10 protein-coding genes are annotated in these 13,380 nt (G+C 61.4%); 7 read left to right on the top strand and 3 right to left on the bottom strand.

What is annotated here, in order from left to right; translation table 11 throughout:
• Positions 1 to 67 precede the first annotated feature (67 nt).
• The 5 genes from AB3G88_RS14745 to AB3G88_RS14725 all read left to right on the top strand — a co-directional run bounded on the left by AB3G88_RS14745 (position 68) and on the right by AB3G88_RS14725 (position 7,931).
• On the top strand, positions 68 to 2,593 hold the full coding sequence (locus tag AB3G88_RS14745; RefSeq protein WP_250925124.1) for an acyl-CoA dehydrogenase: 2,526 nt from the start codon (positions 68 to 70) through the stop codon (positions 2,591 to 2,593).
• A 70-nt stretch (positions 2,594 to 2,663) separates the two neighbouring features.
• A complete protein-coding gene (locus AB3G88_RS14740; protein WP_480450395.1) occupies positions 2,664 to 4,007 on the top strand; it encodes a 3-oxoacyl-ACP reductase in 1,344 nt (447 codons plus the stop codon).
• Between the two features lie 3 nt (positions 4,008 to 4,010).
• Positions 4,011 to 4,901 (top strand): MaoC/PaaZ C-terminal domain-containing protein, encoded by an 891-nt coding sequence (locus tag AB3G88_RS14735; protein WP_480450393.1) that lies wholly within the window; start codon positions 4,011 to 4,013, stop codon positions 4,899 to 4,901.
• On the top strand, positions 4,898 to 6,196 hold the full coding sequence (locus tag AB3G88_RS14730; protein WP_112195643.1) for an acetyl-CoA C-acetyltransferase: 1,299 nt from the start codon (positions 4,898 to 4,900) through the stop codon (positions 6,194 to 6,196). Before AB3G88_RS14735 ends, AB3G88_RS14730 begins: the two co-directional genes overlap by 4 nt.
• Before the next feature lie 31 nt (positions 6,197 to 6,227).
• Positions 6,228 to 7,931 carry an AMP-binding protein gene (locus AB3G88_RS14725; protein WP_400526526.1) on the top strand — a complete coding sequence of 568 codons (1,704 nt, stop codon included), beginning with the start codon at positions 6,228 to 6,230 and terminating at the stop codon, positions 7,929 to 7,931.
• A 111-nt stretch (positions 7,932 to 8,042) separates the two neighbouring features.
• Here the strand turns inward: AB3G88_RS14725 and AB3G88_RS14720 are convergent, their stop codons facing one another.
• The 3 genes from AB3G88_RS14720 to AB3G88_RS14710 form a co-directional block, all read right to left on the bottom strand.
• A complete protein-coding gene (locus AB3G88_RS14720) occupies positions 8,043 to 9,158 on the bottom strand; it encodes a Gfo/Idh/MocA family protein (protein WP_400526528.1) in 1,116 nt (371 codons plus the stop codon).
• A 324-nt stretch (positions 9,159 to 9,482) separates the two neighbouring features.
• Positions 9,483 to 9,962: a DUF6392 family protein gene (locus AB3G88_RS14715; protein WP_480450390.1), complete on the bottom strand. Its 480-nt coding sequence runs from the start codon at positions 9,960 to 9,962 to the stop codon at positions 9,483 to 9,485.
• The gene (locus tag AB3G88_RS14710; protein WP_480450388.1) at positions 9,962 to 11,407 is read right to left on the bottom strand and encodes an S-type pyocin domain-containing protein; all 1,446 of its coding nucleotides are present in this window, start codon (positions 11,405 to 11,407) and stop codon (positions 9,962 to 9,964) included. Before AB3G88_RS14710 ends, AB3G88_RS14715 begins: the two co-directional genes overlap by 1 nt.
• Before the next feature lie 403 nt (positions 11,408 to 11,810).
• Here AB3G88_RS14710 and AB3G88_RS14705 point away from each other — a divergent pair, with 403 nt between their 5' ends.
• The gene (locus AB3G88_RS14705) at positions 11,811 to 12,053 is read left to right on the top strand and encodes a DUF6124 family protein (protein WP_250925130.1); all 243 of its coding nucleotides are present in this window, start codon (positions 11,811 to 11,813) and stop codon (positions 12,051 to 12,053) included.
• A gap of 273 nt (positions 12,054 to 12,326) precedes the next feature.
• The gene (locus AB3G88_RS14700) at positions 12,327 to 13,367 is read left to right on the top strand and encodes a WD40/YVTN/BNR-like repeat-containing protein (RefSeq protein WP_480454444.1); all 1,041 of its coding nucleotides are present in this window, start codon (positions 12,327 to 12,329) and stop codon (positions 13,365 to 13,367) included.
• The last annotated feature ends 13 nt before the right edge of the window (positions 13,368 to 13,380 follow it).

Below are 13,380 nucleotides of genomic sequence, written 5' to 3'. Positions count from 1 at the left end.
TTACGTGTCAGCCCATTCACGAGCTGGCGCGTCGTAGCCGTACCCTGAATCGAGTAGAGGTATCCCCATGGTTATCTGGTTATTGGTGGGTGTCGCAGCAGCGATTGCCCTGGCGTATCGACAAGCTGCCGCCGCGTTGTGGCTGGGTGTAGGCCTGGTCTGGCTGGCACTGGGTTATCTGCTCAATGTGGTGGCTGCGTTCGGCCTTACCGTCGCGGCGCTGCTGGTGATAGCACCTGCGCTGTTGATGACGATCAAACCCCTGCGCCGTACCCTGCTCACCAGCAAAGCCCTAGGCCTGTTTCGCACGATCATGCCGGCCATGTCCGACACCGAGCGTGCGGCTATCGAGTCCGGCACCGTGTGGTGGGACGCCGAGCTGTTCAGCGGCAAACCCGACTGGCAGCGCCTGCTGCAAGCCGCGCCGGCGAGCCTGAGCGCCGAGGAGCAAGCCTTCCTCGACAACGAAGTGGAAACCCTTTGTGACATCGCCAACGACTGGGAAACCACCCAGGTCTGGCAGGACATGTCCCCCGAAGGCTGGCAGTACACCAAGGACGCCGGTTTCCTCGGCATGATCATTCCCAAGCAGTACGGCGGCAAAGGCTTCTCCCACTATGCGCATTCGCAAGTGGTGATGAAGCTGTCGACGCGCTGCTCCGCGGCGGCGATTTCGGTGATGGTGCCCAACTCCCTTGGCCCAGCCGAACTCCTGCTGCATTACGGCACCGATGCCCAGCGCAATTACTACCTGCCGCGCCTGGCCCGTGGCGAAGACATCCCGTGTTTTGCGCTCACCAGCCCGTATGCCGGCTCGGATGCCGGGGCCATTCCCGATTTGGGCATCGTCTGCAAAGGCGTGCATGAGGGCGAGGAAGTGCTGGGCTTCAAAGTGACCTGGGACAAGCGCTACATCACTCTCGGTCCGATTGCCACGGTGCTGGGCCTGGCGTTTCGTGCCGAAGATCCGGACGGCTTGCTGGGCGCGAAAGGTTCGCTGGGCATCACCTGCGCGCTGATCCCGACGTCCCATCCCGGCGTGAACAGCGGTCGTCGTCACTGGCCGCTTAACGCCGTGTTCCAGAACGGCCCGACCACCGGCAAGGACGTATTCATCCCACTGGAATGGGTGATCGGCGGCCGCGAGCAAGTCGGCAATGGCTGGCGCATGCTGATGGAATGTCTGGCCGCTGGCCGCGCCATTTCGTTGCCGTCGGCCAACGTCGGCCTGGGCAAGGTTGCGGTGCGCGGTACCACGGCGTATGCCGCGATGCGCAAGCAGTTCGGCCTGCCCATCGGCAAGTTCGAAGGGGTGCAGGCACCGCTGGCGCGCATGGCTGGGCATTTGTATGCCTGCGATGCGGTGCGCAAGGTGTCGGTGGCCTCCCTGGATGCCGGCGAGAAACCGTCGGTGATTTCGGCCATCGCCAAATACCACGTCACCGAGCGCGCACGCATCATCGTCAATGACGGCATGGACATCGTCGCCGGCAAGGGCATCTGCATGGGGCCCAACAACTTCCTGGCCCGCGCCTATCAGCAAAGCCCCATCGCCATTACGGTGGAAGGCGCGAACATCATGACCCGCTGCCTGATCATCTTTGGCCAGGGCCTGATCCGTTGCCATCCCTATGTGTTCCGCGAAATGGAAGCAGCACGCAACCCGGACCGGCGCAAGGCGCTGGAAGACTTCGACACGGCGATGTTCGGCCACGTGAGTTTCGTGCTGGCCAACACCGTACGTGCGGTGGTGCATTCGCTGACTGGCGGGCGACTGATTTCCGCACCGGCCAAGACCGAGCCCGCGCTGGCGACCTACTACCGCCAGGCCAATCGTCTGTCGGTGGTGTTGGCGTTGATCTCGGACATTTCCATGGGCGTGCTGGGGGGCGCCCTCAAGCGCAAGGAAAGTATCACCGGGCGTCTGGGGGATATTCTGTCGCAGCTGTACATCTTGTCCTGCGTGCTCAAGCGCTTCGAGGATGATGGCCGACCCCAGGCAGACCTGCCGCTGGTGCATTGGTCGGCCCAGGACGCGCTGTTGCGTGCCCATGAAGCCCTCGCTGAAGTGCTGGCTAACTACCCTTCGAAAGCCGCCGCTGCAGTGGTGCGTGGCCTGACATTCCCGTTCGGCATCCCGCTGCGCAAGCCTTCGGATCGCCTGCTGGCCCAGGTGGCCGATGTGGTGCAGACACCGGGTGAAACCCGCGACCGGTTGCTGGCCAATTCCTACATTCCACGGCCGGAAATCGACAAGCTGGCGTACGGCGAGTTGGGCTTCCGTCTGCTGCCACAAGTGGAGCTGATCGAGGCCCGACTCAAGCCTGCGATCAAGCAGGGCGTACTCGAACCGATGCCGATCTCTGCCACAGCCTTCACCTCCTGGCGCGTCAAGGCCAGGGCGCTGGACTTGATCAGCGACGACGAAGACGCCTTGCTCGGCCGTTATGTGGAATACGCCGACCACGGTATCCAGGTGGATGACTTCCCTCAGGACTTCGGTTTGCTGGAGGCGTTGCAGCAGCGCAAGCAGGCGCTGGAGCCGGCCCCCAAACGTCGCACCAGCCAAGGCGAAAACGCCTCGGTCAACTAGAAAAATCGCGGTCTGCGTGGGCGGGGCAAGCTCCCTCCCACCGCGGTCCGTGTTGTGAGTGGATCTATCTATGAGTGACAGCTACCTATCGTTCGTCAATTCCCCTTGGGGCCGGCGCCTGGCCCAGGCGGTCGGCTTGCCGCAACCGCTGCCGCTTCAGCGCCATCGCAGCGGTCAACCAGGCTTGGCCAACCCGGTGATTATCGCCGGGGCAGGGCGCCTGACGGCTCAGGTGCAACGCTTCTTCAGCAGGACCGATACCGTCGCCGCCACCCCGGCGACGCTCAAGGCGCCCTCGACGGGCAAGGTGCAGGGCGCGGTGTTTGATGCCAGCGCTGTGGTCGACCTGAAACAGCTGGATGAGCTTTACGAATTTTTCCACGCCAATGCCAAACGCCTCGGCCAACACGGCCGCGTGGTGTTGCTCGGCACCGCGCCGGAACATTGCCAGGACTTGCCCCAGGCCATCGCCCAGCGTGCCCTCGAAGGCCTGGTGCGTTCGCTGGCCAAGGAGCTGCGCCGGGCGATCACCGTGCAACTGCTGTATGTGGCGCCGGGCGCCGAAGACGCGCTGGACAGCAGCCTGGGTTTCTTCCTGTCGCGCCGTTCGGCCTATGTGTCGGGGCAAGTGGTACGGCTGGACAAACCGGTGGACGGCAATCCTGGCGTCAATTGGGAGAAGCCCTTCGCCGGCCGACGTGCCCTGGTCACCGGCGCGTCCCGTGGCATAGGTCTGGCCATCGCCCAGGTGTTGGCCCGTGAGGGCGCCCATGTGGTGTGCGTGGACGTGCCCCAGGCTCAGCAGTCGTTGGAACAGGCCGCCGCCAGCGTCGGTGGTTCTGCGTTGCCGTTGGACATCACTGCGCCTGAGGCCGCCTCGTCTTTGCTGGCCCACGTCAGCCAGTACGGCGCGTTCGATGTGGTGGTGCACAACGCAGGCATTACTCGTGACAAGACCATCGCCAAGATGCCCGAAGCGGCGTGGCGCAGCGTGCTGGCGGTCAACCTCGACGCGCCGGTGCACCTGAGCAACGCCTTGCTGGACAACCAGGGCCTTAACCCCGGTGGTCGCATCGTGTGCGTGTCATCGATTTCCGGCATTGCCGGCAACCTCGGCCAAAGCAACTACGCAACCTCCAAGGCCGGCGTGATCGGCCTGGTGCAAGGCCTCGCGCCACGCGCGGCCAAGCAGCAGGTGACGGTGAATGCGGTGGCGCCGGGGTTTATCGAGACCCAGATGACCGCAAAGATCCCGTTGATGATTCGCGAAGCAGGGCGGCGCATGAATTCCATGAGCCAGGGCGGGCAGCCCATCGATGTGGCCGAAACCATCGCCTGGCTGGCGCACCCGGCTTCGGGCGGCGTCAACGGCCAAGTCGTACGCGTGTGCGGCCAAAGTCTGCTGGGAGCCTGAGCCATGGACTACCTGACCCAGATTGTCCACCCGCCGCCCTCGCGCACGCAGCTGCTGTTGGACGGCGTGCGTGCCCTGCGCAAGCCCAAGCTCGACGGCGAACCGCTACTGCCCAAGGAGCGCCTGGTGCGTTCGGCGGTGGAGTTGTCCGCCGTTGGCATCGCCGCCTATGGCCGCGCCTGCGGTTTTCGTCGCGAGCAGGGCGTGCCGCTGTCCTATCCCCACGTGCTGGCGTTCCCCTTGCACCTGATGCTGCTGACCCGACCAAGCTTCCCGTACCCGGCCAGCGGCATGGTGCACCTGGCCAATCGCATCCGTCAGCACCAACGCCTGCACGAAGGCCAGGCTTTGCGCCTGGAGGTGTATGCCGAGCGTTGGGTCGCCCACCCCAAGGGCCAGGCGCTGAGCATCGCCACCCGCGCCTACAGCGCCGGCACCCTGGCCTGGGAAAGCGACAGCCTGTACCTGCGCCGCGACGTCAAGGACCCGGTCGGCGAGCCGTGGGCCGACGCGTTGCCGTTGCAGGAGCACGGCCTGTTGCGCACCCAACGCTGGGTGTTGCCCGCCGACCTGGGCCGGCGCTTCGCCAAGGTCTCGGGGGACTTCAACCCGATTCACACCTCGGTGATCGGCGCGAAGCTCTTCGGCTTTCGCCGCGCCATTGCCCACGGCATGTGGACCTTGGGTCGCGCCCTGGCCGCCCAGCAACCGCCTGGTGGCCTGGTTCAGGCCGAAGCCCATTGCGACTTCAAATTGCCGATTTTCCTGCCCGGCCAGGTCGCCCTGTGGAACCACCCCGCAAGCGGCCCGCGCCGTGAGTTCGAAGTGCGTGATTTCGCCGGCGACAAACCCCATATGCGCGGGCTATTTGTCTGGAATGAGAGCCCTACATGAGTGACTACAGTTTCAATCCGGCCCCGACCCGCCGTGTGGCGATCATCGGCGGCAACCGCATCCCGTTTGCCCGTTCCAACACGGTGTACGCCCACGACAGCAACCAGGATCTGCTGGTCGCGGCGCTGCAAGGCCTGATCGACCGTTACAACCTGCACGGCCAGCGCCTGGGCGAGTTTGCTGCCGGGGCCGTGATCAAGCATTCGCGGGATTTCAACCTGGCGCGTGAATCGCTGCTGTCCACCACTTTGTCTCCAGACACGCCGGCCTACGATGTGCAACAAGCCTGTGGCACCGGCCTGGAAGCGGCCTTGCTGGTGGCGAATAAAATCGCCCTGGGCCAGATCGAAGTAGGCATTGCCGGTGGCGCCGATACCACCTCCGACGCGCCCATCGGCATCAACGAATCCCTGCGCCACACCTTGCTCGCGGCCAACCGCGCCAAGGGCCTGGGCGACAAGCTCAAGACACTGTTGAAAGTGCGACCGTCGATGTTCTTCAAACCGCTGCTGCCCCGCAACGGCGAGCCGCGTACCGGTTTGTCCATGGGCGAGCACTGCGAAGAAATGGCCAAGCGTTGGCAGATCAAGCGCCTGGCCCAGGATGAACTGACCCTCACCAGCCACCAGCGCCTGGACGCGGCCTACATACGTGGTTTCTTCGACGACCTGATCAGCCCCCATCGCGGCCTGGCCCGGGACAACAACCTGCGGGCCGACGCCAGCCTGGAAAAACTCGCCGGTCTGGCCCCCGCCTATGACCGCCAGAATGGCACCCTCACCGCGGGCAATTCCACGCCCCTGACCGATGGCGCCTCGGTGGTGCTGCTGGCCAGCGAGGAATGGGCGGCTGCCAACGGCTGGCCGGTGCTGGCCTACTTGCGCACCGGCGAAACGGCCGCGGTGAATTTTGTCGATGGCACCGAAGGCCTGCTGATGGCCCCGGCCTATGCGGTGCCGCGCATGCTCAAGCGCGAAGGCTTGAGCTTTGCCGACTTCGATTTCTTCGAAATCCACGAAGCCTTCGCTGCCCAGGTGCTGTGCACCCTCAAGGCCTGGGAAGACGCGGACTATTGCCGGGAACGGCTGGGGCTGGACGCGCCGTTGGGCCCCATCGACCGCGCGAAAATGAACGTCAACGGCGGCTCACTCGGCTGCGGCCATCCGTTTGCTGCCACTGGTGGCCGGCAATTGGCGGCGCTGGCCAAGGCCATCCATGAGCGCGGCGGCGGGCGTGGGTTGATCTCGATCTGTGCGGCGGGCGGGCTGGGCATTACCGCCATTGTGGAAAAGTAGCGCTACCCAAAATAACAACAAGGAGACTGCCATGAACGCTATCAGCCAGGAACACACCGAACGGGTGTGGTTGAACGCCTACCTGCCCGGCGTCCCGGCAGACATCGATGCCGCCATTGAGGATTACCCGTCGCTGCGGGAAGTCTTCCTGGAGCACCTGGAAAAATTCCGTGAGCGTGTAGCCTACGTCAGCATCGGTACCGAAATGACGTACGCCGACTGGAAGGTCCAAGGCGTTGCATTCGCCGCCTGGCTCCAGGACCAGGGCGTGCAGCCGGGGGACCGTGTGGCGCTGATGATGCCCAATTGCTTGCAGTACCCGATCTGCCTGCTGGGCACCCTCCTGGCCGGTGCGGTGGTGGTCAACGTCAACCCGCTGTACACCGCCCATGAGCTCAAGCACCTGCTCAAGGACAGCGGCGCCGAGACCGTGGTGATCTTCGAGAATTTCGCCCACACCCTGGAGAAAGTGGTGGCCGGCAGCAGCGTCAAGCGTGTGGTGATCGCGGCTATCGGCGATCTGCTCGGCACCTTCAAGGGCGCGGCGATGAACTTCATCCTGCGCCGTGTGCAAAAGCAGGTGCCGGCGTTCACGTTGCCGGGTGCGGTGCGCTTCAATCAAGTGTTGAAACAGGGGCGGGCGCTCAACCACTTCCCGGTGAGCATGGTCCTGGATGACCTGGCCTTCCTGCAATACACCGGCGGCACCACGGGCGACGCCAAGGGCGTGATGCTCAGCCACCGCAATATCATCGCCAACCTGTTGCAGGCCAAGGCGTGGGTCGGTGATCAACTGGACCAGGACAAGCAGGAAACCAACGTCACGTTGCTGCCGCTGTACCACATCTTTTCCCTGACGGTGAATTGCCTGATGTTCATGTGCCTGGGCGGGCGCAACATCCTTATCGCCAACCCGCGGGACGTGAAGCGGGTGCAGATGATCCTGCGCAAGGAACGCTTCAACGGCATTGCCGGGGTCAACACGCTGTTTAACGGTTTGTTGGAAAACAAGGAATTCTGCGCGCGGGATTTTTCTGACCTGCGCATGGTGATCGCTGGCGGCATGGCCACCCATACCGCAGTGGCCAAGCGCTGGAAGGAAGTCACCGGGCTGCCGATCATCGAGGGGTATGGCCTGACCGAATGTTCGCCGGTGGTGAGCATCAGCCCCATCGATATTGCCCGCATGCGCGAAATGGAATTCACCGGCAGCATCGGCGTGCCGTTGCCGTCGACCTGGGTGCGTTTCGTGCGTGAAGACGGCGAGCTGGCCGACATCGGCGAACAGGGCGAACTGCAGGTGCGCGGCCCGCAGGTGATGCAGGGCTACTGGAAACGCCCGGAGGCGACTGCTGAAGTGCTGGATGCGCAGGGCTGGTTGTCCACCGGCGACATCGGCGTGATGGACCCGCGTGGGTATATCCGCCTGGTGGACCGCAAGAAGGACATGATCCTGGTCTCGGGTTTCAACGTTTATCCCAATGAAATCGAAGACGTGGTCGCGATGCACCCTGGCGTGGGCGAAGTCGCGGCGATTGGGGTGGAGGATGGGGTGACGGGCGAGAAGGTGAAGATCATCGTGGTGCGCAAAGATCCGGATTTGACTCAGGAACAGATTCTCGCCCACTGCCGGGAGTACCTGACGGGGTACAAGGTGCCCAAGTATGTGGAGTTTCGCACCACTGAATTACCCAAGACCACGGTGGGCAAAGTGCTTCGAAGGGCCCTGCGCTGAGTTGAGGATTTAGGTGATCCAAGTGTGGGCGCTGGCTTGCCTGCGATAGCGGTGTATCAGTCACATCGCCATCGCAGGCAAGCCAGCTCCCACAGGGTTCGGTGGTGTGGTTTAGAGTGCGTTCACTGTTACCCAGCGTTCTTCGAGGGCCGCCACACGAATCGCCGTCGCCAGCCGCTCAACCTCCCATGCCGCTTCAAAGTCAGTGCCATCCGCACCCTCGCCAGCCACAGCCATGACCAACTCCTGCACTTCCAGGGTCTTCAATTCGTTGTACCCCAACTGGTGTCCCGCCGCCGGGCTGAACGCTGCATAACCGGGCAGGGCCGGGCCGGCCAGCAGACGCTGGAAGCCGTCCTGGCCGACGCGGCACAGGCGCAGTTCATTCAAACGTTCCTGGTCGAACGCCAAGGTGCCTTGGGTCCCGCTGATCTCGAAACTCAAGTGGTTCTTGTAGCCATGCTTGAGCCAACTGCTGCTCACCGTCCCGCGCGCGCCATTGGCGAAACGCAGCAGGGCGTGTACCTGGTCATCCACGGCGATAGGTTTGAGTGCGTTGCTGCCTTTGACCGCCGGGCGTTGCGCGTGGACGGTCTGGGTGTCGGCGCACACGCTGAGCACATCGCCGACCAGGTAGCGCGCCATCGACAGCAAGTGGCTGCCCAAGTCGGCGAGGGCGCCGCCGGCATGTTCCACTTCGCAGCGCCAGGACCATGGCGATGCTGGATCAGCCATGAAGTCTTCGCTGAACTCGCCCTGGAAACTGATGAGTTCACCCAACTCGCCGCTGGCAATCAGTTGCCGCGCCAGGGTGATCATCGGGTTGTGCTGGTAGTTGTAGCCCACCCGCGTGACCACCCCGGCGGCACTCGCGGCGCGGCGCATGGCGTCGGCCTGTTCCAGGCTGACCGCCAGGGGTTTTTCGCAGTACACCGCTTTGCCGGCAGCCATCGCGGCCATCGCCATGGGGTAGTGCAAATGGTTGGGCGTGGTGATGGCGACGACATCGACCTTGGGGTCGTTGATCAGCGCTTGCCAGTCGCCATGGGCCTGTGCAAATCCCCAGGCGGTGGCACAGCGCTGGGCGCGTTCGGTGTCGGCATCGGCCAGGGCGGCCAGCTTCAGGGTGACTGGCAGTTCGAATACCGCCCGGGCATTGTTGAACGCCAAGGCGTGGGCGCGGCCCATGAAGCCTGTGCCGATCAAGCCGATTCCGAGTTCACGCATCGTCGTGGTCCTTTGGATTATTGTTTTTCAGGAGGGCTATTAATGGAAAAAAAATTCGTAAAACTCAAGTCGTGGAAAAAATAATTCATTTTTGGCGATGATCGTTCCCCGTAACTGCCCGTGCAGGAAGGAGGACGCGAATCCTCCTTCGATTTTCCCCGGACACTAGTGACGCTCTGCATGGCAACGCCGCCAGGGACGCCCCGCGTCCCGCTGTTCAAACGCATGCCCACTGGCGAAACTGAAAACGGTGAGTAAGGGGACGCACTCATTTATTAGTTGATAACTGCGCTTCTTCTTTTCGACGTTTCTTCCGGCGCTGGCTTAGCCATGACTTGTATTGATCAGAGAGAAGCCCATACTGCAGACCCTATCGTCGTTACGATATTGAAACCCGAGAAGAATATTTGGGTAGCCGAAATTGCCCATACGATAAGTATCGCTGCCACCGTATCCCCGGGAGCGTAGAATTTTAATTGGCTCCTTCGACTCGAAAGGAGTCCCAAACATTGCTCGGACACCGATTCGGCTCATACTAGTTGTGAGCGGAGAAGGTAACTCGCCGGTGTAAAGGGCGGCGCCATCAAACATGCTAATCAGAGAAAAAAGAATTTTTGCGAGCACTTCAGTTTCTGTTTGAAACCATAACTCAACACCCTGCTCTGGTTTCTGTATCAGATACTCATTGTCACGACTTTCTATTGAGGGTGTTAAAGGTGTGTTCGTAATCGCACCCTCAGCGAAAAGTTTGGCATGAGTAGAGCCAAGCCCCGCCATCAAGCGGTTGATAGTCACGACATCCATTAATACCATCCTTGTTCTTGATTAATTTTATGCATTTTGACTCGGGCCTCTTCCAGGCTGCTTTCAGTGAAGCCGTCCTTAATCATATAAGGTCTAATTACATCAAAATTGCGGTCTACAGCCGCTCGAAGATTGTCGGCATCCAAGAATTGCTTAACTTTATTGTTGCGCCCGCCGTACGTCTCGCTGTATTTTTTATGGATATGGGCAGGAATAGCAACGCTGGCAACTTGCATTAGCAGTTCACTGATTTCGTAATCCATAAGCACTATAGAGGCGTCCTCTAGATATCGTCTGATAGCTGCCTGCGAAGGCATATGGTCAACATGCAATCCGTTGCGCGGTCTGCCACTGAATGCACCATAGACGTCTACTTCTAACGGCTTCACAGCCGGCTTGGCAAATACCAAATACAACGGCGGCAAACCCGAGTCCGCAGGAAACGAAATAATCGTATCCTGCCAGGTAACGTCCTCAGCTTCCCGACCTGGGTAGTGACTGATTACCGAATCTTGCCCCACTGCAACCGGATGAACGAATAAATTATCCAGGCGTTCCGGTGTACCCGGATACGGGCTCGGCGCACTGACCACCGGCCCATGGTTCGGCGTCCACATGATGCTGATGCCATCGAGCACCGCCACCATCGCACTGTTGTCCGCATTCCACCGGGCGTGCGCAACGGGCACACGATCAGCGCCACTCTCAGGCTTGGTATGTATGCCATAAACACGCAGTTCACCTGACTCATCCTGGCGAAACTGAAAACGCACTCGCGTACTGGCCAAGCGCAAATTCGCCAACTGCTCCGGGGTATACAGCGTTGAATCACCCATATCCCGTGGCCAAAAAGCCAGCAACACGACATTGAGTGCTGAACTGGCTCCGGCAAGCCCGCGTACGGCCCAGGCACCAAGGTCGCTGCCAAGTGTTCCAGCGACCCTGCCGACAGTGCCCGTTGTACCGGTCGAAGCCATGACGGCCGTGGTACCAAAGTTTTTAGCGTGTTCAGGGCTTGTTCCCACAGCCGTGGAACCGACCGGCACCGAAACGCATGACTTGGCGAACACACACGCGTCAGCGGCACGATTCGCCGCGCCGGGTGCGGAGAAGTTGGTAGCGGGCGGGTTAGGTGTGTTTTGCCCTGTCCAAGTGAAGGTGTCACGTTGAGGTTGTGTTTTGAACACTTGAGACTTGAAGCGCTGGCAGGCGATGAGCTCCGGTGGCGGATCGCATTTGCATATACACAAATCACCCTCAAGCGCAGCTTGTTTGCCGCCCCACTCTTCGTGCAGATGAGGGCCAGCGAGTGCAATGAAGCCTTCGGTGCCGCATGCCGGGCAAGCAACCCGGTCACCCTCCCTGGCGATCATTTGGCCGTTGAAGCTGGTTCGCTCCATGCCGCTGATCACTTCGCCGCCTACGGTTGTCTTCGCGCCCGTCATGATGTTGAGTCGTGCAAAGGGGGGGGCGCCGCAAAGGCGCCAGGCAGATGCTGCGTAATGATGGAAAACCAAGCAACTGACCGTTCGGTTAGGTATTGGTAAAAACAGAAACCTCCGACAAGGTTTTGAGGTTGTCCCTAGGACACTCAATCTCTAGTCTCCCTACACCGCTGCAAACGCAGCGGTCGGGCGTCGCGGCCCGGTTTACTACGGAGCAAAAGCACCATCTCCCCTTTCAGTAAGCGTTTTTTTATCGTCTACTGTGCGGCGCTATGGCGGCTGTGCGCGGGATACCTTCGGGTATGCCGGGTTGCTCCTAGACCGGTCCGCGAACCTGCGCACAGCTGCCACCTTCCATCGCGTCGCGGCGATCAGTGGCGGCTCCACTTTTAGGAGCTTCACAATGATTAAACCAAGCCCCAATCCCCCCATCCGTCTGTTCACCGTAGCCGACGGATTCAGTACCGAAGACCTGCTGGTCAACCTCAGCGAAACACTCGCCTCGGCCAATGCACTGAGTTGCGATTTGGCCTTTGACATGGAAGGTTCGAAACGTGAGGAGTTGCTCGGCGTTGCGCAGTTAATCGAACTGGCACAGTTATTGGCTGATCGAGTACTCACGGTGTCAGGACAGGTAAGCCCGTGAGCTGACGGCCCGTTCCCACGCAAAGTGAACGCGGAGGGTGGGAACGATCAAATTTGCCCGCTGACAATCACCCCGGCGAATGCAGCTATATTCACCACGTGGCCAAAAGCCGCCAGTTAACAAAAGATAACGTAGCGCCGATTGTCAGACGATTCCAAAGCCCGATAGGATGGCCCCTGCTTCCTTCAGGCGCTCTAGATTGCAGGTTTCAGAGCCCGGGAAGGCAAGACCTAACAATAATAAATGGGAGAAAGGTCTATGAGTGAGCCTGTCATGGGTTGGGTTGTTTGCCGCCCACGCGCCGCACGCAGGGTTGCGTTGCTGGCCACAGCGCTCTCGTTGCTGGCCGGTGTCGCGTTGACGACACCGGTGCTGGCAGCCGGCGATACCCCCGCAGCGCCTGCGTTTGCGATTGAGTCCCCCAAGGCCGCCAAAGGCCTGATGATCGACGTCGTCCATGCCGGCAAGCGCCTGGTGGCGGTCGGTGATCGCGGGCACATCCTCTATTCCGATGACCAGGGCAGCACCTGGACGCAAGGCAAGGTCCCCACCCGGCAATTGCTCACGGCGGTGTTTTTCGTCGACGACAAACAAGGCTGGGCAGTCGGCCATGATGCGCAAATCCTCGCCAGTTCCGACGGTGGCGCCACCTGGACCCAGCAATACCAGGACCTCAAACGCGAAGCGCCGCTGCTCGACGTGTGGTTCAACGACGCCAGCCACGGCCTGGCCGTTGGCGCCTACGGTGCGCTGATCGAAACCATTGACGGCGGCAAGACCTGGAGCGACGTCAGCGTCCGCCTCGACAACGAAGACCAATACCACCTCAACGCCATCGCCCACATCAAGGACGCCGGCCTGTTTATCGTCGGCGAGCAGGGCAGCATGTTCCGCTCCAGCGACGACGGCCAGACCTGGGAAAAACTCGAAGGCCCCTACGAGGGCTCGCTGTTTGGCGTGATCAGCACCGCCCAACCGAAAACCCTCTTGGCGTACGGCCTGCGCGGCAATCTCTACCGTTCCACCGACTTCGGCAGTACCTGGGAGCAGGTTGAGTTGAACGCCACCCGTGGCGCCCTGGAGTTCGGTTTGTCGGGCGCGACCTTGCTGGAGGACGGTTCAATCGTGGTGGTCGGCAACGGCGGCAGCGTGGTGGTCAGCCACGACGATGGCCAGACGTTCAGCGTGTTCAACCGCCCTGACCGCATTTCGTTGTCGGCCGTCACGGCGGCAGGCAATGGCAACTTGATTCTGGCCGGGCAGGGTGGCGTTCGTGTATCGACGCCGACTGGCGCTGAGCTCGTAAAACAATAAAAAGGCGGGGACA

This window comes from Pseudomonas arvensis, from assembly GCF_056688935.1.
This window is presented reverse-complemented; position numbering and strand designations above follow the sequence as displayed.